Genomic DNA, 26514 nt, shown 5'->3' with positions numbered 1-26514 from the left:
GGAGTATGATGACTGCCCAGAGCTCACTCCTCTCCGGCAAGCGAGGCCTACAGCAAGACACTAGAGCGTCTACGCGTACTTTCTTAAAACGCGGTCAAAAAACAAAGACCCCAAAAGTTAAACCCAAAGGTTTCTCTTTTCAGGGTTTAAACGGAGAGTTTGCCAAGCGACTGTTCGATATAGTGTTTTCGCTGTCAGTGTTAATTTTGTTCTTCCCCGTCTACTTAATCTTGGTCTTGCTGATTGCTTTCAGCTCAGAAGGTCCAATTTTTTATGTCCACGAACGGGTAGGGAAAAATTACAAAGCGTTTAATTGTATTAAATTCCGAACAATGGTGAGCAATGCGGACGAAATCCTCGTGCAAATGATGGAAACATCCCCCCAGTTGCGACAAGAATTTGAGAGCAGTTTTAAGCTGAAACAAGATCCCCGGATTACCAAAATTGGTCGATTTTTGCGAATTACCAGCTTAGATGAATTTCCCCAGTTCTGGAATGTTTTAAAAGGGGACATGAGTGTAGTCGGCCCCCGACCCTTAGTAGCAGAGGAACTGCCAAAATACGGTTGTCACATTGATGAGATTTTAACAATCCGTCCAGGAATTACTGGTTTGTGGCAGGTATCTGGGCGTAATGACATTCCCTACCCTCGGCGAGTCCAAATAGACCTGCATTATGTCAAATTTAGGAATTTATGGCTTGATTTATGGATTATCTTGAAAACTGTTGATGTGGTGATTCTGCCCAAAAATAACGGGGCATACTGAGTAACTACTTAGGGTGGATTCTGGGGGGCAGTTAATGCCCCTAAGTACCAATTCTTGCCCTAGACTAAACGACTGTTCATCTTTGCTTTATATAGTTATCTCTATTTAAACTCCATCTATTTTGAGAACCATAGTTTTAAAAGTAGCGGCAGCAGCTAAAATGCGGGTAGTAAGTAGCGGGCAAGACTTCGGCGTGAGCGCTACTTCTCTTCTTAGGCTGCGCCAACGACATCGCTCAGTAGAAGTCAGTACAAGTCAGTCGAACGCTGCCTCCACTACTTCAGTTTTCAAAATGGACGAGGTTTATGTCTTTCTACCTAGGTGAAACTTCTCTCTGTGGTTCGTTTTGCTCATATTCAGATTTTTGCCAGAAGTCTAATTTAAAATCCTATTCTATTGAATCTTCACAAAACCAGAGATATATGAAGTTTTGACAAAAAACAACGTACACAAAAAGAATCTTCATCTGAAAAAATATACATAATTAAACAATCTTCATCTATCTCAGGTTGGCTTACGTGTTAAATTCCTTTTTATTAAGTATATTTATGTAGTCCAAAAGTATCATAACCACAATAACTCGTAGGTTTCCCATTAGGCAATTCGGCAATTAGCTGCTAGGTTGTATCAGATTGCTTGTAACTTTTTAATCAAAGACAATAAAGGATAATTGAGCATGACGCAAGAAAAACGAGCGTTAATTACTGGTATTACTGGTCAAGATGGTTCATATCTAACTGAGTTTTTGCTGGAAAAAGGTTATGAGGTTCATGGCATTATTCGCCGAACTTCTACCTTCAACACAGACCGCATCGATCACATTTACGAAGACCCCCACAAAGAGGGAGTGCGGTTGTTTCTGCACTATGGTGACTTGACGGATGGTACAACCTTGCGCCGTATTTTAGAAGATGTCAAACCAGTAGAGATTTATAACCTCGGCGCTCAATCCCATGTCAGAGTCAGCTTTGATTCACCAGAATATACGGTGGATACTGTAGGAATGGGTACACTGCGTCTGTTGGAAGCAATTCGGGACTACCAACAGCGTACCGGAATTCAGGTGCGATTTTACCAGGCGGGTTCTTCAGAAATGTACGGTTTAGTACAAGCAATACCTCAAACTGAGACAACGCCCTTTTATCCGCGCAGTCCCTATGCCTGTGCGAAAGTTTACGCCCACTGGCAAACTGTAAATTATCGTGAGTCTTATGGTTTGTTTGCTTGTAACGGCATACTTTTTAACCACGAGTCACCACGACGGGGTGAAACCTTTGTAACCCGCAAAATTACTAGAGCAGTGGCTGGTATCGTTGCTGGTAAGCAGAAAAAAATTTACATGGGTAATCTAGATGCCAAGCGAGATTGGGGCTATGCGAAAGATTACGTCAAAGCCATGTGGTTGATGTTGCAGAAAGACCAGCCAGAAGATTACGTAATTTCTACTGGTGAAACTCACTCGGTACGGGAGTTTTTGCAACTGGCATTTAGTTATGTGAATCTCAATTGGCAAGATTATGTAGAGTTTGATGAGCGTTACCTCCGTCCATCTGAGGTAGAGTTGTTGATTGGCGATTCTACCAAAGCACGCCAGAAGTTGGGCTGGACAACATCAGTAACCTTTGAAGAACTAGTTTCTCTAATGGTAGAAGCAGACTTACAAGTATTGGGTCACACTTCACCTAATGGAAATGGTTCGCAATTTCCACATGATATTGCTACTACTCGTCAAGAACTGGGTGCTTTGCACTTCTGATTCCCACCACAAAAGATAAAAATATGACCGCCTTAGAACTAAAAAATCAACGTATTCTCGTGACTGGTGGGTCGGGGTTTCTAGGTCGTCAGGTGATTGATCAACTGTGTAAAGCAGGGGCTGCTCGTGAGAAGATTACAATAGTGCGATCGCGCGATTGCGATCTACGTGTTTGGGAAAATAGCCAACGTGCAGTTGACCAGCAAGACATAATTATTCACCTAGCAGCTCATGTTGGTGGCATCGGTCTGAACCGCGAAAAACCCGCAGAGTTGTTCTACGATAACTTGATAATGGGAACCCAGCTAATTCACGCTGCCTATCAAGCTGGAGTAGAAAAATTTGTATGTGTTGGGACAATCTGCGCCTATCCTAAATTTACCCCAGTGCCATTCAAAGAAGATGATCTTTGGAATGGCTACCCAGAGGAAACCAACGCCCCCTACGGAATTGCAAAAAAAGCACTTTTAGTTCAATTGCAATCTTACCGTCAGCAGTACGATTTTAATGGGATTTACCTACTGCCAGTAAATTTATATGGCCCAGAAGATAACTTTGACCCTGGAAGTTCCCACGTTATTCCAGCGTTAGTTCGGAAAGTTTACGAAGCCCAAATTAAAGGAGAAAAGCAACTTCCAGTTTGGGGTGATGGCAGTCCCACCCGCGAGTTTCTGTATTCAGAAGATGCAGCGAGGGGGATTGTTATGGGGACTCAATTCTATAACGAATTGGAACCAGTTAATTTGGGAACAGGTGATGAAATCTCTATCCTTAATTTAGTAACTCTAATCTGCGAATTGATGGAGTTTAATGGTGAAATTGTTTGGCAAACTGACCAGCCTAATGGTCAACCCCGCCGTTGTTTAGATACTGAACGGGCAAGGCAAGCCTTTAATTTCACTGCTCAGGTAAGCTTTCAGGAAGGGCTAAAAAATACCATTGAGTGGTATCGTCAACACGCTGCATAACAATGTACTAATGAGTGTAGAGTACTTAAGCTGGGTAATGCCCAGCTTATTTCTTTCACGCTATAAATTTTTATGGACAAAGTTAATTATCAACTAAATAAAGCAGAACTACGCCGCACTTTACTCAAAACACGTCAATCAATGTCCGTTGGAGAGTGGAGAGAAAAAAGCGATCGCATTTGCTCTCATTTACAAAACTCTACTTTATTTACCCAAGCAAAAACAATACTCGCTTATTTCAGCTTTCGTCAAGAACCAGACCTCAGTCCACTATTTGCAAACACCAAATACCGTTGGGGATTTCCTCGCTGCGTTGATAAATCCCTATATTGGCATATTTGGACACCTGAAGATTCTGTCCAAAATGGCGCTTATGGCATTACTGAACCACATCCCGACGCTCCAATCTTAGATGCTGCCGAAGTAGATTTGATTCTCGTCCCCAGTGTAGCTTGCGACTATCAAGGATATCGTTTGGGTTATGGCGGCGGATATTACGATCGCTTGCTCAGTTTACCGCAGTGGCAGACAAAGCCGACTATCGGAATTGTCTTTGATTTTGCCTATTTGTCCCAAATACCGATTGAACTTTGGGATAAACCACTACAAACTGTTTCTACCGAAACCGGATTGACTCAAAAAGGCTGAAGCATTCAGGATAATGAATGAAGACAATGAACTAACTGAAAAACTGAATAATATGTTGACTGAATCCGCAGACCAAGAATCTGTTATTACAGCAGATTGCAACAAGCGTGAGGTACAGATTATTGTCAGGGCACAACAGTGTTCATTGGTGTCAACTTAAGTGCAAACCCTTTTAAAATCTCGTTTACAGCCTCTGGCTGGAAATGTACTTCAATTGCGGCTCTGCCGCAAGTCTTGAGGCGGAGCCTCATATAGGCATTGCCAGTCGGAGACTGGGAACGAGGAAATCTAAAGTGCTGGATCTTTAATAAATATTTAATTTGTACAACACAATGCCTTTTGTCAATTGGAGACAAACTATGAATGAAGATAGTGAACTAACTGAAAAACTGAATAATATGTTGATTGAATCCGCAGATCAAGAATCTGTTATTAAGTTCTTGAGATTGAGTAATTATTCAAAAGCTAAATCAATTGAAATTTTAAAAAATGCTTTGAGTATTTCTTATTATAAGGCACAAGATATCATTCACAATAGTCAAACATGGAGTGATGTCAAAGAAATCGATGCAAAAATAATGAACGACTTCTTTGATGTACTTGAAGAATTAGGGAGTTCGGAAAGTGAAGAAACTTAATTATACTCATATGTGAATAAATTCTATAACATAATTAGGTGAATTGCTTTAACCAGATTTTTGATGATAGGTTACGATAAAATTAATCAAATTCTCAAGTAAAGCCATGTCTGACTCAGTTCACTATATCACTAACGCACAGGGAGAAAAAGTTGGAGTACTGTTAGATTTAGAAACTTACCAACAGTTAACCAACTTGTCTGTAGATTCTGAATTATTGATTGGTTTAAATCTAGATGAGTTGCAAACTTTAGCGGAAAGCTCTTTATTTCCCAAAACTCAGATCCAATTACAGGAATTGCTAATTAAAAATTCTGAAAATAATTTGTCAAATGAAGAAACTGAAACTTTAGACAGATTATTAGCGCAAATTGACCAATTAAATATTATTAAAACTAGAGCTAGATATACATTAAATATTTTTCAAAATAAACAGCAAGCAGCGTGAGTGTTTACATTCCTGTTGAATTACAAAATAAAATTTGCAAAATAAAATGCTGAATTGGAAAAAATCACGATCGCAAATTCTGCTAATATATGCGCTATTGGGAGCGATCGCACTGGTGATGCTCTTTCCTTTACTGTGGCTAATTAGCACATCCTTAAAATCGCCTACGGAAAATATTTTTCAGTCGCCGCCACAGTTGTTGCCTGCGTCACCAACACTAAATAACTTCTCTAGTGTGTGGAACTCTCTACCTTTTGGACAATACCTGTATAACAGTACTTTAGTGTCAGTGCTGACTGTGGGCTTAAATCTGCTGTTTTGCGCTTTAGCTGCGTACCCGTTGGCAAGATTGTCCTTTGTGGGGCGAGACTGGATTTTTGTAGCGATCGTCTCTACGATTATGATTCCCTTCCAAATCGTGATGATTCCCCTGTATATTTTGACAGTTAAGTTGGGTTTGACAAATAGTTATTTAGGAATGATTTTTCCGAGTTTAGCTTCTGCCTTTGGTATTTTTCTGCTGCGCCAAGCTTTCATGAGTGTCCCCAAAGAGATAGAAGAAGCCGCCCGAATGGATGGCAGTTCGGAGTTAGGTTTGTGGTGGCATATTATGTTACCAGCAGTTCGCCCAGCACTGGTAACTTTAGCTATTTTTGTATTCATTGGTGCTTGGAGTGACTTTTTGTGGCCTTTAATTGTCATCCAAGACGAAAATTTATACACTCTTCCCTTGGGAGTCGCAAAGCTAGCAGGGACATTTTCCCTTGACTGGCGGTTAGTAGCTGCTGGTTCAGTGATTGCGATCGCCCCAGTATTATTACTATTTTTATTTTTACAACGTTACATTGTACCCACAGAAACTGGTAGCGGCGTCAAGGGTTAAAAATCTCTCTCCCAATGCCCAATGCCCAATGCCCCAATTCAATAAGCACCAGTCTTTTTCAATACTACCCAGATAGTTTTAGCAATCAGACTCAGGTCATAAGTTACAGACCACTTGCGTTGATAATCTATATCCATCTTGACAATAGTTTCAAAGTCTGTAATGCTGGAGCGCCCATTAGCCTGCCATTCTCCAGTAATACCTGGTTTGACTCGCAATCTATCCCAGTGGTGTAGATCGTAATGGCTAACTTCATCAAGAGTAGGTGGACGAGTACCAACTAAACTCATGTCTCCTAACAAAACATTCCAAAATTGGGGTAATTCGTCCAAGCTAGTACGCCGCAAAAATTTACCCACAGGAGTAATGCGAGGATCGTCAACAGACTTAAAGATGTGACCTTTGGCTTGGTTTTCAACCAAATGCTTGAATTTATCGGCATCGACGATCATCGAACGGAATTTCCATATGCGGAAAGTTTTTCCGTTCAAACCACAGCGAATTTGGGAATAAAGTATTGTACTTGGATCATGTATAAAGGTAGCAATTACTACCGGAATTGCTACTATAAATGTAATAATCAGCCCCACAATAGCTCCAACAATGTCAATTAATCGTTTTCTGGCGCTTAAAGTTGACGGATGTGAAGGCTGTTGCGAACAATTAACTGAATAAAGATAAAGATTATTCACAAGGGCTAAGTTATCTACAACAGGACTTTTTGTATCAGTAGTGTAGACATGAACATAATTTTTAGGTGATTTTTACTGTTTTTGTCATTCCTACCGAGTGTTAACATACACAAAATTCAAACAATATAAAAACCTAAAATCCAAAGTTTACAGAATCTTTCAATAAAGATGGTAGATTATAAATCTACAGTGTTTTCAGCATTATTTTTCCATAAGATAAAAAAGAGAAGTGTTATTCGTACACAGCCAAAAAATTACAATTATCAGAGAATTGGGTTTAAAACCCCGTGCTAGAAGCACGGCTATATATTTACTAGCGTCGTACCTGCCACTAAATACGCTAAAATAGTTAGAACTAATTAGTACGGCGGGACACATCGGAATCCAAAACGCCTATGCAGACGGTTTGCTCTTGTACTGAGATATCTCGGTCTAGGTCAAAGTCGAAAACCCTTTTGGGAGCAACTAGGAAAACCTTAAAGTAATTCTTGGAAGCCCCGTACCAAAAGGCGCGGGGTAATGTCACGAATTCGTTGTACCTTGATGAACCTCTAAAACGAAATTCACTGTATATGGTTCCTCCAGTGATTGCTGATTACTAGCCCTGATCGCATCTAAATAGCGGCGCAAAGACAACAGTTGTTGGGAATTGGGACGATAAGTGAGACTCCCTTGTTTTTCAAAAAGTGATGCCGTGGCGATCGCCTGATAGTCGGGATTTTCTTGCGAACTCTGGGTAAGCCAGGTTGAGTCTGTGACTGAAGGTATCAAACCCGAAGGTAGTTCGCCTGACAAAAAAGCTAGCAGGCGTTGCTGACAAGTGCGAGTATTGATCCCACGACCCTCAAATAAGTGGATAACTTCACCGAAAGATAAGGGTCGATCTGGTAGCAGCCGCAGCAATTCTGTAAATAGGAAATAATCAGTGTACTGTTGCCTCGGTATATCTAATATCTGGGGATTTAGAGGCAGCATCGCCAAACCATAGGCAACCCGACTGCAATTAGGAGCGCCGTTTTCGCCGAGATATAAATCTTGAATAATCTTAGCGTTGGGGAGTTTTTGCCGTAGCCATCGGTTCACCGTGCTGATACAAGCCACCCCACCAGTCAGGATAGCTTGATTAATTGCTTCCGTAGGGATGCCACGAGCTACCAATAATTTATTGAGTTCTCGGTTCAGGCGACGCACAAAGGGGATAAATACCTGACTTTCTAAGTCTCGTCGCTGCAAAATCCACTGCTGATCGGCCAATTCCAGGGTAAAAGAGTCTTGGTGTTGCAAAATCAGCTTTAGAGCTAGTGCCGCATCTAATACCGCCTGTCCTAGCAGAGAACTTTCTAGACGCTGCTGGAGGCGAATCCGAGCGATGATATCTGGTTCTCCGACTTTGGGTAATTCTAATTCTTCCAACCCTAAACTCTGCCAACGCATTTGGTCTAAACCGGGAATTGAGGGTTGCCATTGCCAAGGATTAGTGGTAATGTTTTTGCGTAGGTGTAGCCCAACCCAGGCATCGCTTGGTGTTTCTGGGCGTGATTGCCGAGATTTAGGTGGCAAAAGTAGCTGACAGATTATATCTTGTTCAATTCCCTTGCCAGCATAGGCAAAACTATGGAGCATGAAATCATTGTATGTCAATTCCAGCAGGGTTTCTGGGATATCGACCAGCAACATTTCTGTGGCAGTTGTCCCAATGTTAATCACCAAGGTGTTGCCAACAATGGGATGTTCGCTGGTTTTTGCCGGATGAGAACCTTGACTATCACTTAACTTTACTTGCTCACCGTTAGCACCATCCAGTTCCGGGAGTAGACTAGCGATCGCTTCTTCCACAAAAAAGACTTGCTGGGGATGTTGAATCAGTTTGCTAGTGAGTAAAGCTTCCCGCACGTTAAAGCGGTATTGTTCCGACCAGGTAGATGGACAGGTACAAATTACACCAGCAATATTATTGATAATCTGCGGAAAATTTTCTTCGCTGATCCCAACAGCAGCAGCCATTAAACTAGGGGTAGTACTAGTACGATCGGATTTGAGGGTTAATAGTAGTTTAGAGAGCGATCGCACAACCCAAATCAAAGGGCCTGCCGAAAATTCATTTAATTGCAAAACAGGTTCCCATTTTTCCCGATCACTCTTGTAGGGAATGGCTACTTGTAAATAGGGCTTCAACTGCGCCGAGTAGAGATTATTTGTCGTCGGTTCTGCTGTTGATATCGGTGTTGCAGGGGTGGTAGCCAAGTGGTCAGGCACTTTATCTTGGGCAACAGCCGCAGGTGCTGTCTGCTCATGTGCTTCCATACTTTCGTTTTCACCTTGGGGTATAGAAGCTGTAGGCAGATAAACCTCTGTTGGTAAACGAAACGATTGCTGGAAGGAACTTGTTCCCGGTGGATTTTCTGCTGACCAGTAGATAGGATGTACAACTAAAGTCGAGCGATTTAATAATGCGGCGGAAATTCCTGTTGTACCTAAATCAATTCCTAAATACCAGACTGATTCTAGAACATTGAGCGAAACTTCTGGATTATTTATGGAGTTGGAAATTGCAGGTAAAGAACTTTCTTCAACAGGAGTTGTGATTTCCTTTTTTTCAGTTTCTACCAGGGGAACTGCCAAACTGGAGAAAGCCGCAGTTGAGGTATTTTCTGCTATTTGGAGATTTTCTGTTTGTGCCTCAGGGGAAGTTGTGGCGATCGTGTCTTGAGTGTTACCAATCACTTCTGGGTAAATATTCAAGTTAGTCTCTGGCTGCAACTCAGAATTTAGCTGCCGATCAAAATTAGCCAAATCCCGATCTAATTGCTGCAACTGTTCTGCATCTAAAGAAATATCAGGTACGGCTGGAGACTGGTTTGACTCAACAGAAAGCAAGTTTTCCTGGGGTGAAGCAGTAATGTAGTTATCTGAAGACGGTTCTGGCTGATCATCGTTAATTAATACTTCCGATGTGGCGATACCTTCTGGTACGTCCGCTACGCCAACAGTAGGCTTTGCCAACGCAATTTCTGCTACTTCTGGAGTAACTGGGGCTGTAGTTGTGGCATTATCCACAGAGAATAATACTTCCACCAGTTGCTGCTCACTAGCTGGATCAGCCAATAGATCAGTTAGGGTATTAATTGTATCAACACTAGCTGGCTGAGTGCCGAGTTCCACGAGCAAACTTTCTGTTTGTAGCAAAGAGTTGCTAAAAGGCGAGTCTAGGTCAGTATCCTCTTCAAAAAATAGTTCTTCCTGTGGCTCGGATAATGAATCTGTGGTTTCTACTAAAGTTTCTTGGGTTGAAAGATCCATATCCACTGTTGGAGAGACAGGTGCTTCCTCAGCGATATTTAACGGTAATGGAGAGGCTGTAAAAGCAGATAAGTCAACATCGAGGCTTGAATTATTAACATCATCAGTACCAAACAAACTGGCGTAAAGTTGGTCTACTTCATCACCAATTAACGCAGAAATATCTTGCGGTAATTCGGTCGAGCTTTCAGAAGATTGAGACGAGTGTAAACCAAGCTGCAACAGCGCTGCATCTAAATCTTCTGTGAGGGTAGTCTCCTGTGGCTCAGAATTAATTGTGAGTGAAGATGAAGTTTCTGGCTGGATAAACTCCAACGTTTGGGGCGTAACTTCAGCAGCGATCGCGGCGGGATCAGCCAATGATGGAGGTGTCTCAGATTCTCCCCCCAGAAAAGATGACTGAGAACTAGGGGATTGTTGCTGCAAATTCTGGGTCAAATTGTTGAGAAAGCTGGCCATCAGCTGTTCGCCTTGCATCCCCTTGCTATGCATTCTTGCCAGTGCTTGCGACAGGGATTCGTAATAAGTATTAATGTTGCGCTGTAGTGCCTCAAAGACTACATTCACCGTCCCATCTAGTGATAATAGACGTTGATCCAACTCCCTGTCCAACTGGGTTAACCGCTCCCCACCGTCTGGTGATTCCAAAAAAGGTTGAGTTGCAGAAATTGTTGGTTCTGAGTTGGTGTGATTGGTTACTCCTGATGAAGTGGGGGAATTTGCCAAATTCTGTCCTACCAGTGGCGTTAAAGTTGGCAGAAGACGACTCATCAGTACTTGTAAAAACTCAGTAATCATCTGATCCTGGTTTGTCAACTGCTGTGCTAAGGAGTAGTTTTGCAATCGCCTTTGCTCTAGCTGGCGAATTTCCTGTATGAGAGTGCCCCGCTCTTGCAATAATCCTTCTAATTCCGATCGCAATGGCTGAATCAATCTTGAAAATTCACTTTTTAATTTTCCTGCTTCAACAGCACTCTGTTCCTGATTGGGTTCGGGCTGCGGTAGTGGATACTGGTTATAACCTTGATCAACTAATTTTGTTAATAAAGGCGATGGCTCCGCCAACGCCAAGGGCGATCGCGATTCTTGAGAAGACTGATTTGGGATGCCCCTCTCTAATGCTTCTTTTTCTTGTAACCTCACCAAGAAGTCACGAATTCGTTCTAAAACTTCTTTAGGCTCTTGCGCCTGACCAGACAGAAATTTAGACAGGCGCTTGCCACCGTTGCCAAGTAAGTTGTCAATGTCTGCGATCAGCTTTTGAATTTCATCTGCACTGGAAGTCACTTTTATTACCTTACCTATAAATGTATGTCAACTAATATGACAATTACTTTACAATCACCATACCCCTATGGGGAAGCAAGCTAGGCGCAGCCTCGACCATCGGAGAAGTTTTGAGTCGCAAAAGCCGCTACTTGGACTTGTGACTGTCATTATGTTATGGATTACTTGGAGTCGTGGCAATCTTCAGTCAGCATTTGTTTGAGAAGCTGAGTACAGAATTTCATCAGTTCGTAGGGAATTCTCAGCGCCCCTCTGCGCTTCCCTCAGCGTCCCTCTGCGTTTAAAAAAGCTCCGAATTTCGGAAATGCAGTACTTAGTTTTGCAGATCATTGGTTGCCTATTTTTGAAAATCGCTAAAATACCTGAGCAATAATTTACTCACTTTAGTATCATTAATGTTGTTTGCCTATATTCTGAACTAATCAAGTTTTCAGTGCAGCTAGCCCTTAAGCAATACAACCGCCGGCTATAAACTACTTTTTGCAAAACTTTTACCCCGTTTAAACTTATAGGTAAAGATTATTCAGAAAAACGTTCTTGTCGTTTTTTGTATGTAGCATAGTTTAGTTTTATCTTTGAAAGGGAGCTGTCCTTTAATAGTTGAGGCTAAAAATGGCGCTCTTGTTTGTTGTGTATATATAGCAGCTTAAATAAAATGTCGTAATGGAAGACCGATATAGGTTGCAAGCACAGGCTAATCCCTGGATGATCACCTCGGCTCCCTTTTTTCAAGGGTTGCCAGAAACTGCTGTGGAATCAGCCCTGATGCATCTTGTCACCCGCACTCACCCAGCGAATCAGGTGATTCTGCTGGAAAATGACTGGGGCGGTTCTGTGTATTTTATTCTGGACGGATGGGTAAAAATTCGCACCTACAATCTGGAAGGAAAAGAGGTAACGCTGAATATTCTTGGTAAAGGGGAATTGTTTGGTGAAATGGCCGCATTAGATGAAGTACCTCGATCCACAGATGTGATTACCTTGGCCGCGACGGTAATTGGCAGTATGCCTGCTCAGGATTTTGTCAAGTTACTTCAGATAGAACCCTTGGCGGGAGTTCGATTGGCGCAACTAATGGCACGACGTTTGCGGCAAGTAAATCGCCGGTTGCGGTTGCGGGAATCTGATAGTCAGTCAAGGGTGGCAGATACGTTGCTATTTTTGGCAGAAGGACAGGGAAAAAAAGGGCAGACAGGAACCGAAATCCCCAATTTACCTCATCGGGAATTGAGCAGTTTGAGCGGACTGGCGCGGGAAACGGTGACACGAGTGTTGACAAGGCTAGAAAAAAAAGGCTTGATTAGACGGGATCAAGACAGTCTTTGTATTCCCGATTTGTCAGCATTGGAAAGAATGATAGTCTGAAGTACCAAGTGGGGACTTACGGCGAATCAGTTATTGACACTCCCCTTTTCTATTGAGACGGGGATTCTTGGTTCGACGAGTCCACTTAAATTAGATTCCTTGCGTTATCTAACTCATAGGTGGTTCTCTCCACGCCAGTTGCTTCAAGTCGGCAGAGCCGCCCAACGCACTGGCTCCCAAGCGTTAACTTTCGGTATGCCCTACCGTAGTTGCTTAACGGCAAAATTTGTTTTTTGTTAAATACTGGTCGTCTAGCACCTGTGAATCTTTTACCTACTTCCAGGTTGGTACTAGAACTACGAAGTAGAACCCCATAGATGAGGCAGTGCGGTCTTGGGGTTTCCCCAAGTTGAGCAACTGCCGTTCAGTTGTCAAGGTACAGCGTCTACGTTTTAAGTAGCAATCGGATTTTTTAAGTGGTTGATTACCCTTCCACAACTTTCATTCTACTAAAAGCCGTGCTAGAAGCACGGGGTTTTATACCCAAGTTTTCGATAAATTATTTAGATATGAGTATTTTAGATTCTCTACCAGATGAGCCGGAGGAAGATCCATCGACTGAATCTCCAACTCCCCAGAATCATTGGTTAGACAAAGAACAGCAGTTAATGCCTCCTCAACTTAAGGCTGATGCGCCCTTGAGGATGGTGGAAACGGCGTTTTTAGCCAGTACCGCTAGCTTGATTTGGTTTATTAATTTCTATTTTCCCTTAGGCCCAGTTTTGCGGATATTTTTTCCGGTGCCGATCGCTCTAGTTTATCTACGTTGGGGCAAACGTGCGGCATGGATGGCAGCACTCACCTCCGGGTTACTACTGACAGTACTGATGGGTCCAGCCCGCAGTTTGCTGTTTGTCATGCCCTACGGGTTCATGGGCGTGCTTTTGGGAGCGACGTGGTATCGTCGTCGTGTTCCCTGGATTGTTTCTATCACCTTGGGTACGCTGTTGGGTACTTTGGGAGTCTTTTTTCGGCTGTGGTTGCTGTCTGTTTTGTCGGGTGAAGACCTGTGGATTTATGTGATTACCCAGGTAACTGAGTTCATTGAGTGGGTATTTTTTAGCTTGAGTTTATTGGCGAGTCCCAGTGTGTTTTTAATTCAAGTGGGAGCGATCGCTCTAATTCTACTCAACAACTTTATCTACCTTTTTGTGGTACACCTAGCAGCATGGTTGCTTTTTGAACGCTTGGGCAACCCTATTCCCCCTCCACCACGCTGGGTGCAAGTCCTCATGGATTATGAAGGATAGTTATTTGTCCTTTGTCCTTTGTCCTTGGTTAAATAACCTGAGTTCGGGATAAGCTCAAACCCTCATTACGCCGTTACATTATTCTGGTATTGGTCAACGCCCTTACGTCGTTTCAGCCATTCAAGGTTAAATAAACCTCCTTAACCCGAACTGACGTTAAATAATGAGCTTGTCCTAACTAATCACCAATGCCCAATGACCAATGACCCATGCCCAATGACCAATGACCAATGACTTGATTAGTATTTATACCCAAAAAGAACAGGGGGAAGAATGGCTACGACGGTATCGTGGCTGTCTACCCGTATTTGCCTGTGTTTTAGGATTTACTGAAACTGGTTTAATTCCAGGGATTTCAGCAGCTGGTCGCACTCCCGAAGATCGGAAATATACCGCTTGTGCCGATGCCGAGTTTTTGTTTTACGGGGCAGAACATAAAGCCCAATATACCCTACCACCATTAGCGGCTGGGGCTTCACCAGTGCTGATTTCTCGCGCTGTCTTTGAATCATTAAAGATACCAGTTCATTTGTTTAATGCTGGTTTACCCCAGCCTCCGGCTGTGCCAATAATTGATTTGGGTGGCGCTCCTGCTAAGTGTTTAAGTGGAGGTGCTGCTATGGAAATCACAACGGTACACCACTTGCTTGAACAAGGGCTACTTTGGGGAGAACGCCTTGCTGCCAATATCCAACAGGGGTATCTGATTGTCGGTGAGTGCGTCGTTGGAGGCACCACAACTGCCCTGGCAATCTTAACTGGTTTGGGTATAGAAGCTGCCGGAAAAGTTAATAGTAGTCACCCTGTTTGTAATCACACGCAAAAGTGGGATTTAGTGCAAGCTGGGCTGGAGAAGATGATGGGGAGCAGGGGGCAGGGGGCAGGGGGCAAGGAGCAGGGGGAGAAAAACTTCCAATCTCGAATCCAAAATTCCGTAGATCCTCTAAAAATCGTCGCTGCCGTGGGTGATCCCATGCAAGTGGTGGTAGCTGGAATGGCGATCGCAGCTAGTCGTAGTTGTGGTGTAATGTTGGCTGGTGGCACGCAAATGCTGGCGGTTTATGCGCTGATCAGTGCGATCGCTCAAGCTTACACTCTATCATGGCAACCAGAAGCAGTAGTTGTAGGCACGACTCGCTGGGTGGCAGAAGACCCGACTGGCGCTACAGTTGACTTAGCTCTCAGTTTAGGAAAAGGCAGCTTAACTCAGAGTGGAAGAACCCCTCCCCTATTAGCAACTCATCTGAGCTTTGCCGATTCTCGTTATCCCCAACTGAGAGCTTATGAGCAGGGCTTTGTCAAAGAAGGTATGGGTGCTGGAGCAGCTTGCATAGCCGCCCATCTTAGCCAAAATTGGCAGCAACACCAACTTTTGGCAGCCATTGAAGCCCAACTTGAACGGCTAAGTACAGCATCTCATTAGCTTGTGCTAATTGGGTACGTAAGTCTGCGCTTACGTCTGCGGGAAGGTAAAGCGCTGATGCGATCGCGTCTATTAACCAGGATCTATCCCTTTGAGTCATTCCTGAGCGTCAACGGCAAGCCCGTTATTGAATACGAAGTCTGGGAAGGGGAAGTGAAGAAAGGTGACGTACTCCACTTTAATTTAAAACCAGCATTTTCGGGTTTGCTTGAAGTTAAAATACTATAACAGAATATTTGTTCGTTTCCTCCACATCCCTTTTTCCCGTGCTTTGCACATTCAAAAAGGCATAAGCCTCATACTCACACTTCTAAAAGTGAGTGTGAGATGAATGCTGATCCAGCTAAAGTGTGATTAGTCCCTTTATGACCAATGCCCAATACTTCTCTACCAGAGGCTGCGCCAACGGCAACGCTACTTCAGATGCACTCAGTACAAGTTAGTATAAGTGCCCAATGCTCAATGACAATAACTAATCGTGTCCCAAGTTGTTTTAGAAAACGTTTATAAAAGTTTTTCCCCACGTAAAGGGGGAAGCGTGACCTCACAAACTCAATCTCCCCTGACACCTGGGGAGAAAACTGATGCAGCGCTAGAGCGTGCAGGAAGTGTCAACGTCTTGCGCCGGATTAATCTGACGATCGCAGATGGCGAGTTTATGGTGCTGGTGGGGCCTTCTGGTTGTGGTAAAAGCACCTTGCTGCGGTTAATCGCCGGGTTAGAAGTGATGACTGGCGGTAATATCTGGGTAGGCGATCGCTTGATCAATGACCTACCACCCAAGGAACGCGACATCGCAATGGTGTTTCAAAATTACGCCCTCTATCCCCACATGACGGTGTATGACAATATCGCCTTTGGGTTACGCCGCAGGGGAAGCAGGGGAGCAGAGGAGCAGAGGAGCAGAGGAGAAAATACTCCCTATCTTCGGGCGTGGGCTGAAAATCTTTTTGTGGGGGTGACAAGAAAGCTACCTAAAGGACTGCGCTATGTTTCTGATAAGGAACGGGCGGTGAATGAGCAGGTGCGTAGTGTTGCTCAACTGTTACAAATTGAAACATTGCTGAATCGCTTACCCAAACAGCTATCTGGGGGACAAAGACAACGGGTTGCACTGGGACGAGCGATCGCGCGTGACCCCCAAGTATTTTTAATGGATGAGCCGCTTTCTAACTTAGATGCCAAACTGCGGGCGGAAACCCGCGCCCAAATTGTCAAATTGCAGCGCCAACTAGGAACAACGACAATTTACGTTACCCACGATCAAACAGAAGCGATGACAATGGGCGATCGCATTGCAATTATGTCCGAGGGTAAAATTCAGCAAGTCGCTTCTCCCCTAGAACTTTACAACCGCCCTGCCAATCTTTTTGTAGCAGAATTCATTGGTTCACCACCGATGAATTTTATTCCTGTAGAATTTCATGCCCCGCAGTTGATTACTTATTCCCAGTTTCGTTTCACCCTCCCAGAAGTTTGGGCAAAAGCCTTACAAAAATATGATGGGAAAACTTTAATTTTAGGTATTCGCCCAGAACATTTGAATTTGAGTATGCCTGCCACCAAAAATATCCCAGTGCAAGTAGATTTGGTAGAGAATCTTGGCAACGATTCCTTTCTCGCCGTTAAGATTGCCGAACCCGGATCTCAAAGAGCCACTACAGCCAATAACCTACAAGTGCGAATACCACCAGACCGATTTGTACAAGTTGGTGAGCAACTTTGGTTGTCCTTAAATCCAGAGAAAATTCACTTTTTTGACCCGGAAACCGAGCTAGCTATATTGCAATAACATCCGCTCCCGTCATAGGGCTATTTCATTCTCATCTAACCCGCCTCAGAATGAATTCTGAGTCTAATAGCGAAAGTCGTCTCAAGACGACTAGAAAAAAGGTTATAGTCCAATACGCTTGGGTTAGCGCCAAAAACCCTAAACTGCGTAGGTTGGGTTGAGGAACGAAACCCAACATTTCGAGGCTTTGTTGGGTTGCGCTTTGCTTAACCCAACCGACAATTTTTCTTAACCCAAGCGTATTGGATTATAGTCCGTTTTAACGGACTTTAGCTATTAGCCCCGAACTAAAGTTCGGGGCGGTTTATGTTTAGAACGAAATAGCCCTGGCTGCCGTCACGACATAAGTCTTGATTTCTCGTTTTGTGGCATGGCTTTTTACCCCTCTCCAAACCTCTCCCCCCGTGGGGGAGAGGCTTTGAAACCCAGCTTTAGTTTTTCTCTGCTGGTATGAAACCACCCTGCCACCAGAAAATGCAGGTGTAGGAGTAGTGTATTCTTGTGAAGTGCAATTCCAGAAAGCGGAAAGTAGAGTCTCTAGTTAATGGCGATTAATTTTCTCTCTAGGTCAAATAAAAAGCCGTGGATATACTCCTCAGTCCATTCGGCACCATAGAAGCGTTTAAACATCCCTCGTGCTGGGTCTTTTTCAGCCCGATATCGCAGGTATCGCAGTTGGGCTTGCTCAATGGCTACTAAATTTTGGAAATCTGTTATGGGTTCTGCCTGGTCGACGAAATCCAGATAAGCTTTTAAATAGTCTTTAAAAGCGGCAAACACCTGAGTTTCTACTACAGCCGTTTCTTGGGGACGAGTCCAGAGAAAAGCGGGAGAGAAAAAGGGCTGTGCTTCTTCTGGAAAATCTCCTCCCCAAGACAGATGTTGTTGATGGGCATGGAAAATAGGCAGAATTGGTTCGGTATATTTTGCTTGATATGCTGGATCATCCCGAAATAGCGGCTGCATATCCAAAGCAATTAGATGTCCTCCTGGCAATGTCACCAGATCCGCCCCAAAAAATGGTAAATCGTAGTTGAGGCGGGGGAAAATCACAAAATTCAGCACTTGCAGGGAATTACCACCCTGTACGTGAGCTGCGCGAATTTGCCGCAATTTTGCCGTTTGAAAAGCATAACTGGTGGTGACAACCTCTTCCTGATTCTTTCCCTTGCCCACAACAGCACTCTTGGAGTCAAACCCAGTGGGGATAGGATAGGGTTGTAAATCCAAGCGCGATCGCATGTAGGCGATCGCATAATCGAGAAATGGTTGATAAAGTGTCACGTCGCTTCGCTCCAAATTCAAAATTCAACCTATACCTACTGACTTAAAAAATACTACTTCAACCCAATGCTCAATGCCCAATGCCCAATGCCCAATGCCCAATGCCCAATGCCCAATGCCCAATGGTTATCTTTTGCTGCTACTAACTGCTAGGGGAACAGCATCTTCAAATAAGAATTCATGGAGAAAACGCTCCGCCCATTCATGACCAAAGTAACTGCTAAACAAACCAGATGCTGGATCGCGGTCTGCACTATATTGGTCATAGTCTTTTTGGACTTTGACAATCCGTTGGATATCTTCTGGATCTTCGAGCGCTTGGGCATCTTCTAGCATTTGCCAATACAAGTTTAAATAATCCTGAAAAGCTTCAAAGACCCGCGTCGCCACTGTTTCAGAATCTGTTTTGGCAAACAATAGGTATTTAGAAAAATACTGGTTAGCATCGTAAAACTTCATTTCTAAGTTTTGCGCCAAATCCGGGTATTTATCACGGAGAGATTTGAGCGGAACTATATATTTGTTTTGATAATCTTCATCCTGAAATAAAGGTTGAAAGTCAAGTACAATCAGGTTTTTGACTTTACCAAAAGATAAAAAATCAATCCCTAACAGAGGTAGATCGTAGTGATGACTCGGATAAACCACGCTATTAAAAATCTGGGCACTCTCTCCGGCATCAATGTAGGTATAACGAATTTTCCGCAACTCTTGACATTGGTAACACCAACTACGAATAGTTGCTGGGTTTCTGCCGCGATCGCTAACTTTCAATTCCAAACCAGGGGGAATGACCCTACTTTGTAAATCAAAGCGTTGAAATAGCTCTTTTTCTAAAAATTCCAGGAAAGGCTTATACATGGAGCATGACTTGTTAACCCTTGCATGAAAATAAGTGATGGCAATCATGCGCGTCTCATTTATGAGAAACAAAGCAACATTCCTTAATGGCGCATTGGGCATTGGGCAATAGTTATTCTCCCCTACTCCCCACTCCCGACTAACGCCTAGCATCGATTCCGACTGATCATTTCCTCTAGTAGTTCTTGGGAAACACAACGACGCTCAGAACAATAAGTCATCAAGTTGACTCCGTTCATCATTCGCACTGTACTGACCCTGACACGAAAATTATCCGTAACAAACCAACAACGTTCCTGACCTTGATTATTGTCATAGTCAGTATCAATCGTCAGCACTCCATCATCAGCAAACCGATATCGGCTCACAACGGGAATGCTCTCAACATAGCCCTGGTTGCGGATAAGTTTTCCAGAACGCCTCGTTTCGTCGGGAACATCAACCAAAATGGCAGCATTATCAGTATTCGGTAGTCTGTTGTCTAAATTAGCCTGCCATGCAAAGCTAGCACCGCTTGTTGCTTTATTAGGGTCTATCCCTTGATCTGTACAAACTTCCTGGACTTTCGGATCATCCTTTTCCATGACTTGAATAATCAAATTTGACTCTCCCGACTCATCCGCCGCCGAGTCAAAATGATGAACGGAGCGTTCGGTAAACCATGTCCCCTCACTTTTACGGAAGAAGTCGATCATTGTCAAGGGCGGTATTAGATGCATCTATTTTGAAACCTCTTTTATCTAATTTTGGCGTTATTGAATACTGAGTGATCAGATCAAGTCCCGATTTAGCTAAAGTGTAGAATAACTCCAAAAGTTATATTTTAATCAGCTGATGATAAATAGTGAAATTCAACTTATTACTAGCGATGCCTACGGTAACGGCTTTGCCGAACGCCCTAGTCCAACTCCAGAAATCTTAACAGCCCTCAAAACAGGAATCCCTCTGGATTGGGTAGATTTGTACCAATTCAATCTCAGGGAAGTCGATTTACAGCAAGCTAACTTGAGTAAAGCCAAGCTATTAAGAGCCGACCTCAGTGAGGTAGTCTTGAGTAATGCCGATTTGAGTGGGGCTGATTTGCGAGGTGCTAATCTGCGAGGAGCCGATTTGAGTGGGGCTAATTTGCAGGGAGCCTATTTAAACCGTGCTAACCTCGAACAAGCAAATCTCAGTGACGCAAATTTGGAGGGAGCTAAACTCCAAGTCGCGCGTTATGATTCACAGACAAAATGGCCTCAAGAATATAACTACAAAGCTTCGGGAGCGGTGGGTCCGGGTGCTAATCTCAATGGTGCTTTTCTGAATACAGCTTCTTTACGAAACGCAGATTTACAAGGCACTAATCTGCGTGGAGCCTACCTGAGTGGGGCTGACTTGACAGGAGCCAATTTGCAAGGTGCGGCTTTAAGTGGCGCTGACCTGACAAAAGCTTATTTGACAGGGGCTTGCTTGCGGAATGCTCGATTAACTGGAGCCGATTTGCGGGGTACAGACCTGCGAGCAACTGACCTCAGTGATGCAGAGATAGAGCATCTTCAAAGTATCGCTGGAGCAGATTTTACTCTTGCTCAAGGACTCACAGAAGCAACCCTAGCCATGCTTTCCAGCCGTCCACATTCAGAACTCGACGTTTGGAACGCTTACACCCGCACAACAACCCGCGAAAGTTTGAGTGCTTGACCAATATAGTGCTGAGTGAGGAGAGACGCGATTAATCGCGCCTGTACAGGAGTTAGGAGTTAAAAAGTAATTTATAGGCACTCAGCACGGGCTAAACCATAGTTATCCGCTAACAGCACTTTTATACTCAGCACTCTTCATAAAGGCTGCCAGTTCTTTTTCAGGAGCGCTAAAAATGTAGCGTATCCTTCGGAAAAACCGGGCGGATCAGGTAGAACATATTGTGGAAATTCTTTATACGATCGCCAAGGTTCCGAAGCATTATGCCGCAAATGTAAGGCAGACTCTGAGGAACCTGGTAATCGCCAAGTCATTTGACCAGTTGGTATATCAGTTACAAATGCCTCCTCATCTCCAAAAAGTTGATCTTTTATTGCAGATTTTGGCAGATTAATATCATGTCCGGGTAATTAGCGGGACTTAAACATTTTTGAGGTAGAAACAAGCCCCAAACCCATATACAGCAAGGAAAATACACTAAAGGCTAAAAAATCCTTGAAACCCAGATATATCAAGAAACTAGGCAAGTCGATGTCAAAGTTTCTCTGTATATACATTTGAGGTTTTTTTATTACTACTTTTTGTCTAAGTCGCAGTAGCCAATTTTTGGGAGAGGGGAGCAAATGATTGTCATAATTAAAACTATTGACTCTCAATTATCAATGGTGAACTCTACGCTCGTTGTCACACTCTATGTCAACCCTATGACAGGGAATGATACCAATACTGGTTCACGGTTGAGTCCGTTTAAAAGCCTCACCCGTGCCTTAAAAGTAACCAAAATCACCAGGATAATTCATCTGGAATTGGGGACTTACAGCGCCGCTAGTGGTGAGGTGTTCCCACTGGTCATCCCTGAAGGGGCGACAGTGGTGGGTAACGAAGCAAAAAAAGGTGCAGGGATTGTAATTTCCGGGAGTGGCGAGTATCAAAGTCGCAGTTTTGGTTTACAAAATATCACGCTGCTCTTGCTAGATAATGCCAGTCTTTTAGGTGTAACTGTCACTAATCCCTCAGCCAAAGGAACTGGTATCTGGATTGAATCGGCTGCACCTACTTTAGCTAACAATACTTTCAGCGACTGTGGACGAGAAGGTGTGTTTACCACTGGTACTGCCAAACCCGCGATTTTAGATAACATATTTGTGCAAAATAGTGTTAGTGGGTTAGTGATGGCACGTCATAGCCAGGGAAAAGTACTACGGAATGTATTTCAAAGAAACCTGTTAGGCATAGCAATTAGTGACTTTGCCGCTCCAGCGATCGCCAATAATAAATTATCAGAAAATCGCACAGCGATCGCACTTTCTCGCAACGCCCACCCTGTACTACGTCAAAATCTGATTGCCAAAAATACCCAAGGTGGTCTATTAGTCAATGGCAATGCAGTCCCCGATTTAGGTAATACCCAATATCCCGGTAATAATATTTTTCGTGATAATAATGAATTTGATTTACACAATGCCACTACACAAAAGCTGGTTTCTGTAGGTAATCAATTAAATCCTTCTCTAGTCAAGGGCTTACTGGAATTGAACCCAACTAATCGAGTCGCAATTAGCACCAGTTTCTCTAACGTGCCGACAAAATCCCGATCTCAAAAACTCCCCGCGTCTCTTCAATTAGATGGACATTGGGCGCAACCATTTATTCAGGCATTAGTGAGCATGGATTTAACTCAGGGTTTTGCCGATGGTAGCTATCAGCCAGATAAACCCATGACTCGCGCCCAGTACGCGGCTTTGGTGGCGATCGCTTTTAACCCATTTCCCAAAGTCCCAGCACCTGATTTTACAGACGTACCCAAAGATTTTTGGGCTGATAATGCGATCAAAATCGCTGCTAGCGGCGGCTTTGTTGGCGGATTTAGCGATCGCACTTTCCGCCCCGATCAAAATGTCCAGCGACTACAGGTGATTGTCTCCCTAGTAAGCGGACTCGGACTACCAGCTGCTGATAGCGATATTTTAGAAGTATATAGCGATCGTCATACAATTCCCGACTATGCCCGGATCGCCGTTGCCACTGCTACACAAGGGGGAATCGTTGTCAACTATCCTGATCCGACAGTACTTGCACCTTTAGATTCGGCAACACGCGCCGAAGTTGCAGCGATGGTTTATCAGGCATTAGTCGCCATTGGGCGAACACCTGCGATTAAATCAGTCTATGTAGGGTTGCATTCCAGAAGTTGATAAGTAAAATAGGGAACACTGCCTGTCGGCTTAATAACTCGTGAAAAAAAACCATGTAGTTAAAAGCACGCTAGGCTAATATGCGATGGGTGACAAATTTTAGACCTATTGCCTAGAGCTAATAGCCCCATGTTAACAACACTTCCAGACACTTCTGCCAATTTAGCGATCGCCTTATTAATTAACTATAGTTTTGATCTCACTGGGTATAGTGCCAATGAGCTAGTTGAGCGTTGGCAAACACAATATCCCCTTAATTGGTTACACCTGGCAGTGATTGAGGCGCTATATCAAGGTCGTTATAAAGCGGTTTCCGTGCAGCAAATCTTAATATTTTGGCAGCGCCGGGATCAGGCTACATATCATTTCAACATGGAATTTGAACGGATGATTTGTAGCAAATTTCCCCAAAGGTTAAGCTCATTGGCTGCACCAGCCCTACCGCCAGCCCAGAAAAACCTGACTGTAGAGAAAGTGACGAGTCCTCAATTACCACCAGCTAAGATTGGCAATGCCTATCAACACAGCAATACTGCAACTCTACAACTGAAAAGTTCCGAACCAAAGACATCTTTGAGTGAAGAAGAGGAAAAGCAGGAAGATAGAGATCAGAAAACCGTCTTGAAGTCTCCGCTTTCTGGGAAATTTGCCTCTTCGGCAACCCTTCAGCTATCTGCTGTCAGCCAAAGGCAAACTTCACAAGAAAGTTCACCGCCCTCTCCATCACCATTGCATCATAAACGGGCAAAGCTGCTTCCACCTGCTGCTATTCATGCCCCAATCGGGCAATTTACTCCAGAAAAAAGCGATCGCTCTGAGTCTTTTACATCTAAACTCAAGGCGATGTCTGGTGAGCAGAATTCAATTGTGCGGAGTGGGGAGTAGGGAGTCGGGGAAGCGGAGCAGGGGAAGCAGGAGTGGAATAACCAATGCCCAATGCCCAATGCCCAATGCCCAATGCCCAATGCCCAATGCCCAATGCCTTTTACTCTGCAACTAACTGCTTAAAGCGCTGATCATCGGCAATCTCATCAAAATCTAGATCAGATGCTGCATCTTCTTTGTACCTGGGATTAAGTTCAATAGCTTGTTGTAGAGTTAGCAGAGACAGTTCAACTTGTCTTTGCAGTGCGTAACAGGCTGCTTTGTTGTAATAGGCACTGGCGTAATCTGACTTAATTTCTAAGGCTTTGTTAAAACTAGCGATCGCTTCATCATCGCGTCCCAATCTTACCAAAGTATAACCGCGTTTATCCCAGATTTTGGGAGAATTGGGTTGGAATTCCCGCGCTTTTTCTAAGGATACCATTGCCTCTTCGTATTGTTCCAATGCTACTAGGGAAAGACCGCGATTCAACCAAGCAACGGCATCATCAGGCTTAATTTGTGTCGCTTTGTCAAATGAGGCAAAAGCTTGCTGATGCTGTTGTAAGTTCCCAAAAGCAACGCCGCGATCGCACCAAGCTTGATGATAATCTGGTTGAATCGCAATCGCTCTGTCATAGGATGCGATCGCATCTTTGTAGCGTTTCAACCTTCCGAGAGTTAGACCTCCTTTTAACCAAGCCACAGGTTCATCAGGTTGGATTTTTACCGCTTGGTTGTAAGCTGCGATCGCCTCTTCATAACGCCTTTGTGAAAACAGTTCATCTCCCTGTTTTACATACTCATCAGCAGTAAATTCCGGTTGTTGTGGCTGTTCCTCTACTTCTTCCTCAACTTCCGAATTCACAATCTCTGGGATAGATTCAGGTGTAATTTCAGTTAGTTCTTGAAGGATGAGATCCTTTCTTTCTTGGGCATCCAATTGTAACTCAGAGAGTTGCGAGACAAACTCTGTTTCTAATCTTTCTAACTTCTCTAAAATTAGAATCTTTTGTTGTTGAGCATTCCATTGTAATTCTGAGAATTGGGAAGTAAACTCAGAACCAGATTTTTCTAAATTCTCAATGATTAACTCTTTGCACTTTTTAGCATCTACTTGTAATTCAGATAATTTTTCAGTAAACTCTAACTGCAATGCTGCTAAATTCTCAACAATTTTATTTTTTTGCTCCTGAGCATCTATCTGTAATTCTGATAATTGAGATTTCAGTTGATTATCTAATTTTCCTAAATTGTCAAATGTAATCTCTTTTTGTTTTTGAGCATCCACCTGTAATTCTGATAATTGATCAGCAAATTCTGACTGCAAATTTGTTAAATTTTCAACAGCCATATCCTTTTGCTTTTGAGTATCAGACTGCCATCCAGAAAGTTGAGATGTGAACTCAGACCTTGATACTTCTAAATTAGCAACTGCAAGTTCTTGCTGTTGTTGCACACCTAACTTTAAATTAGACAGTTCCTCTGCCATGACAGATGTTAATTTTCCTAGATTCTCCAGTGCTATATCTCTTTGTTGTTGAGCATCAAACTCTAACTTAGATAGTCCAGAAGCAAATTTTGCCTCTAAAGTTTCTATATTTTCTTGAGATTTTTTGAGTTCAGTTTCTAATCTATTTAATACCTGTGCTTTAGCTAAATCTACTTCAGATGAAAGAATAGATATATTCTCTTGTTCATCTTTAATTTTTTGTCGTAAAATAGTCGTTTGCTGTTCTAATTCATAATTGATTTTTTTAGCTTCTTGAATAACATTTTCAGCCTCTTGCTTAACGGTGGTTAGCTGATTCTGCAATTTTTCCAGTCCCTGTATTTGTTGAATTGCTTTATCAACAATTTCACGAATTACCACCCGTCGTAGGAGCCAAAATAAAGCAATTATTGCGACTGGAAATAGACTTAATATAACTAGCCAGATATTGAGTAAGATAGTTGTACGGCTAAAAGCGCTATTAAAATCAGATTGGACTTGTTGTTGAATTCGCTTTTCGGCTCGTAGTCGCGCTAATTCTTCCCGTTCCTGATTCGATAACACCGGAGTAGGGGTTAGTGCTGGGGAAGGTGATGGTGCAGATTGACCAGTGGCAATTCCAACGGATAAAAGTAAAGGTAAAAAGACAACAGTGCTTTTTACAATTAAAGCGAAAACAGCTTGATTTTTGCTCTTCATAACAACCATCTCAGTCTGTTGGTCAGTTTTTGAAGCGGCGTGCCTCTCTCCAATCTATAACAGAATTAAGTAGTGAAATGTTATAGAGGCAGTGAGAAATGCTGAACAATCCTTAACTAATCCGTTTCCTTGTCCCTTAGGTACGTAGAACTTCAGCCGAGGAGTGCAGTCAACTTTTTGACATAAGGGTTTGTAGTAAGCACTAAAGTCCTTACTACA

23 protein-coding genes are annotated in these 26514 nt (G+C 43.2%); 16 read left to right on the top strand and 7 right to left on the bottom strand.

Translation table 11 applies throughout. The annotated features are described in order from the left end of the window. Nucleotides 1–8: 8 nt before the first annotated feature. The 8 genes from V7K31_RS14555 to V7K31_RS14520 all read left to right on the top strand — a co-directional run bounded on the left by V7K31_RS14555 (nt 9) and on the right by V7K31_RS14520 (nt 6108). On the top strand, nt 9–767 hold the full coding sequence (locus V7K31_RS14555; RefSeq protein WP_335095190.1) for a sugar transferase: 759 nt from the start codon (nt 9–11) through the stop codon (nt 765–767). Nucleotides 768–1443: 676 nt separating this feature from the next. After that, nucleotides 1444–2523, top strand: a complete 1080-nt coding sequence (gmd, locus tag V7K31_RS14550) for a GDP-mannose 4,6-dehydratase (RefSeq protein ID WP_335095026.1) — start codon at nt 1444–1446, stop codon at nt 2521–2523. Nucleotides 2524–2546: 23 nt separating this feature from the next. After that, nucleotides 2547–3491 carry a GDP-L-fucose synthase family protein gene (locus V7K31_RS14545; protein WP_335095025.1) on the top strand — a complete coding sequence of 315 codons (945 nt, stop codon included), beginning with the start codon at nt 2547–2549 and terminating at the stop codon, nt 3489–3491. Between the two features lie 72 nt (nt 3492–3563). After that, nucleotides 3564–4139, top strand: coding sequence for a 5-formyltetrahydrofolate cyclo-ligase (locus tag V7K31_RS14540; RefSeq protein ID WP_335095024.1), 576 nt, complete (start codon nt 3564–3566; stop codon nt 4137–4139). Between the two features lie 13 nt (nt 4140–4152). Then, nucleotides 4153–4299 carry a hypothetical protein gene (locus V7K31_RS14535; protein ID WP_335095023.1) on the top strand — a complete coding sequence of 49 codons (147 nt, stop codon included), beginning with the start codon at nt 4153–4155 and terminating at the stop codon, nt 4297–4299. A 199-nt stretch (nt 4300–4498) separates the two neighbouring features. Next, nucleotides 4499–4777 (top strand): hypothetical protein, encoded by a 279-nt coding sequence (locus V7K31_RS14530; RefSeq protein WP_335095022.1) that lies wholly within the window; start codon nt 4499–4501, stop codon nt 4775–4777. A 106-nt stretch (nt 4778–4883) separates the two neighbouring features. Beyond that, the gene (locus tag V7K31_RS14525) at nt 4884–5225 is read left to right on the top strand and encodes a hypothetical protein (protein ID WP_335095021.1); all 342 of its coding nucleotides are present in this window, start codon (nt 4884–4886) and stop codon (nt 5223–5225) included. 46 nt (nt 5226–5271) lie between these two features. Then, on the top strand, nt 5272–6108 hold the full coding sequence (locus tag V7K31_RS14520) for a carbohydrate ABC transporter permease (RefSeq protein WP_335095020.1): 837 nt from the start codon (nt 5272–5274) through the stop codon (nt 6106–6108). Nucleotides 6109–6146: 38 nt separating this feature from the next. Here the strand turns inward: V7K31_RS14520 and V7K31_RS14515 are convergent, their stop codons facing one another. Together V7K31_RS14515 and V7K31_RS14510 are read right to left on the bottom strand one after the other, a co-directional pair. Further along, nucleotides 6147–6800, bottom strand: a complete 654-nt coding sequence (locus tag V7K31_RS14515; protein WP_335095019.1) for a sugar transferase — start codon at nt 6798–6800, stop codon at nt 6147–6149. A gap of 522 nt (nt 6801–7322) precedes the next feature. Then, the gene (locus V7K31_RS14510; protein ID WP_335095018.1) at nt 7323–11387 is read right to left on the bottom strand and encodes a hypothetical protein; all 4065 of its coding nucleotides are present in this window, start codon (nt 11385–11387) and stop codon (nt 7323–7325) included. Nucleotides 11388–12050: 663 nt separating this feature from the next. On the opposite strand from V7K31_RS14510, the gene V7K31_RS14505 reads away from it, so the two are divergent. The 5 genes from V7K31_RS14505 to V7K31_RS14485 all read left to right on the top strand — a co-directional run bounded on the left by V7K31_RS14505 (nt 12051) and on the right by V7K31_RS14485 (nt 17217). Further along, a complete protein-coding gene (locus V7K31_RS14505; RefSeq protein ID WP_335095017.1) occupies nt 12051–12752 on the top strand; it encodes a Crp/Fnr family transcriptional regulator in 702 nt (233 codons plus the stop codon). Between the two features lie 509 nt (nt 12753–13261). Beyond that, complete coding sequence (locus V7K31_RS14500; RefSeq protein ID WP_335095189.1) at nt 13262–14002, top strand: DUF2232 domain-containing protein; 741 nt, start codon at nt 13262–13264, stop codon at nt 14000–14002. 223 nt (nt 14003–14225) lie between these two features. Then, on the top strand, nt 14226–15425 hold the full coding sequence (gene cobT / locus V7K31_RS14495) for a nicotinate mononucleotide-dependent phosphoribosyltransferase CobT (RefSeq protein WP_335095016.1): 1200 nt from the start codon (nt 14226–14228) through the stop codon (nt 15423–15425). Between the two features lie 3 nt (nt 15426–15428). Further along, a complete protein-coding gene (locus V7K31_RS14490) occupies nt 15429–15653 on the top strand; it encodes a hypothetical protein (RefSeq protein ID WP_335095015.1) in 225 nt (74 codons plus the stop codon). 250 nt (nt 15654–15903) lie between these two features. Then, nucleotides 15904–17217, top strand: coding sequence for an ABC transporter ATP-binding protein (locus tag V7K31_RS14485; RefSeq protein ID WP_335095014.1), 1314 nt, complete (start codon nt 15904–15906; stop codon nt 17215–17217). A gap of 537 nt (nt 17218–17754) precedes the next feature. Here V7K31_RS14485 and V7K31_RS14480 read toward each other — a convergent pair. The 3 genes from V7K31_RS14480 to V7K31_RS14470 all read right to left on the bottom strand — a co-directional run bounded on the left by V7K31_RS14480 (nt 17755) and on the right by V7K31_RS14470 (nt 20081). Further along, nucleotides 17755–18522: a phycoerythrobilin:ferredoxin oxidoreductase gene (locus V7K31_RS14480; RefSeq protein ID WP_335095013.1), complete on the bottom strand. Its 768-nt coding sequence runs from the start codon at nt 18520–18522 to the stop codon at nt 17755–17757. Between the two features lie 105 nt (nt 18523–18627). Then, a complete protein-coding gene (locus V7K31_RS14475) occupies nt 18628–19362 on the bottom strand; it encodes a 15,16-dihydrobiliverdin:ferredoxin oxidoreductase (RefSeq protein ID WP_335095188.1) in 735 nt (244 codons plus the stop codon). A gap of 146 nt (nt 19363–19508) precedes the next feature. Then, on the bottom strand, nt 19509–20081 hold the full coding sequence (locus V7K31_RS14470) for a phycobiliprotein lyase (protein WP_335095012.1): 573 nt from the start codon (nt 20079–20081) through the stop codon (nt 19509–19511). Between the two features lie 115 nt (nt 20082–20196). Here V7K31_RS14470 and V7K31_RS14465 point away from each other — a divergent pair, with 115 nt between their 5' ends. Then, a complete protein-coding gene (locus tag V7K31_RS14465; protein WP_335095011.1) occupies nt 20197–21045 on the top strand; it encodes a pentapeptide repeat-containing protein in 849 nt (282 codons plus the stop codon). Between the two features lie 137 nt (nt 21046–21182). Here the strand turns inward: V7K31_RS14465 and V7K31_RS14460 are convergent, their stop codons facing one another. After that, nucleotides 21183–21359 carry a hypothetical protein gene (locus V7K31_RS14460; RefSeq protein ID WP_335095010.1) on the bottom strand — a complete coding sequence of 59 codons (177 nt, stop codon included), beginning with the start codon at nt 21357–21359 and terminating at the stop codon, nt 21183–21185. Nucleotides 21360–21707: 348 nt separating this feature from the next. Between V7K31_RS14460 and V7K31_RS14455 the strand changes: the two genes are divergently transcribed. Continuing rightward, entirely contained in the window at nt 21708–23240 is a 1533-nt protein-coding gene (locus V7K31_RS14455) for a DUF1565 domain-containing protein (protein ID WP_335095187.1), read from the top strand. A 129-nt stretch (nt 23241–23369) separates the two neighbouring features. Beyond that, nucleotides 23370–24125, top strand: a complete 756-nt coding sequence (locus V7K31_RS14450) for a hypothetical protein (RefSeq protein ID WP_335095009.1) — start codon at nt 23370–23372, stop codon at nt 24123–24125. Between the two features lie 100 nt (nt 24126–24225). On the opposite strand, the gene V7K31_RS14445 is transcribed toward V7K31_RS14450, so the two are convergent. Beyond that, nucleotides 24226–26295, bottom strand: a complete 2070-nt coding sequence (locus V7K31_RS14445; protein ID WP_335095008.1) for a tetratricopeptide repeat protein — start codon at nt 26293–26295, stop codon at nt 24226–24228. Nucleotides 26296–26514 lie beyond the last annotated feature (219 nt).

The organism is Nostoc sp., from assembly GCF_036917675.1.
Lineage (GTDB): Bacteria > Cyanobacteriota > Cyanobacteriia > Cyanobacteriales > Nostocaceae > Nostoc.
Note: the sequence above shows the minus strand (reverse complement) of the source record. Positions and strands in the feature narration are given on the sequence as shown.

Excerpts from the sequence above, each read along its gene's own strand:
- V7K31_RS14535 (WP_335095023.1), top strand. The coding sequence starts at position 4,153 with ATGAATGAAGACAATGAACTAACTGAAAAACTGAATAATATGTTGACT.
- V7K31_RS14520 (WP_335095020.1), top strand. The coding sequence starts at position 5,272 with ATGCTGAATTGGAAAAAATCACGATCGCAAATTCTGCTAATATATGCG.
- cobT (WP_335095016.1), top strand. The coding sequence starts at position 14,226 with ATGACCAATGACTTGATTAGTATTTATACCCAAAAAGAACAGGGGGAA.
- V7K31_RS14545 (WP_335095025.1), top strand. The coding sequence starts at position 2,547 with ATGACCGCCTTAGAACTAAAAAATCAACGTATTCTCGTGACTGGTGGG.
- V7K31_RS14470 (WP_335095012.1), bottom strand. The coding sequence starts at position 20,081 with ATGCATCTAATACCGCCCTTGACAATGATCGACTTCTTCCGTAAAAGT.
- V7K31_RS14450 (WP_335095009.1), top strand. The coding sequence starts at position 23,370 with ATGTTAACAACACTTCCAGACACTTCTGCCAATTTAGCGATCGCCTTA.
- V7K31_RS14465 (WP_335095011.1), top strand. The coding sequence starts at position 20,197 with ATGATAAATAGTGAAATTCAACTTATTACTAGCGATGCCTACGGTAAC.
- V7K31_RS14445 (WP_335095008.1), bottom strand. The coding sequence starts at position 26,295 with ATGAAGAGCAAAAATCAAGCTGTTTTCGCTTTAATTGTAAAAAGCACT.
- V7K31_RS14475 (WP_335095188.1), bottom strand. The coding sequence starts at position 19,362 with ATGTATAAGCCTTTCCTGGAATTTTTAGAAAAAGAGCTATTTCAACGC.
- V7K31_RS14530 (WP_335095022.1), top strand. The coding sequence starts at position 4,499 with ATGAATGAAGATAGTGAACTAACTGAAAAACTGAATAATATGTTGATT.
- gmd (WP_335095026.1), top strand. The coding sequence starts at position 1,444 with ATGACGCAAGAAAAACGAGCGTTAATTACTGGTATTACTGGTCAAGAT.
- V7K31_RS14455 (WP_335095187.1), top strand. The coding sequence starts at position 21,708 with ATGGTGAACTCTACGCTCGTTGTCACACTCTATGTCAACCCTATGACA.
- V7K31_RS14505 (WP_335095017.1), top strand. The coding sequence starts at position 12,051 with ATGGAAGACCGATATAGGTTGCAAGCACAGGCTAATCCCTGGATGATC.
- V7K31_RS14460 (WP_335095010.1), bottom strand. The coding sequence starts at position 21,359 with ATGACTTGGCGATTACCAGGTTCCTCAGAGTCTGCCTTACATTTGCGG.
- V7K31_RS14555 (WP_335095190.1), top strand. The coding sequence starts at position 9 with ATGACTGCCCAGAGCTCACTCCTCTCCGGCAAGCGAGGCCTACAGCAA.
- V7K31_RS14540 (WP_335095024.1), top strand. The coding sequence starts at position 3,564 with ATGGACAAAGTTAATTATCAACTAAATAAAGCAGAACTACGCCGCACT.
- V7K31_RS14500 (WP_335095189.1), top strand. The coding sequence starts at position 13,262 with ATGAGTATTTTAGATTCTCTACCAGATGAGCCGGAGGAAGATCCATCG.
- V7K31_RS14525 (WP_335095021.1), top strand. The coding sequence starts at position 4,884 with ATGTCTGACTCAGTTCACTATATCACTAACGCACAGGGAGAAAAAGTT.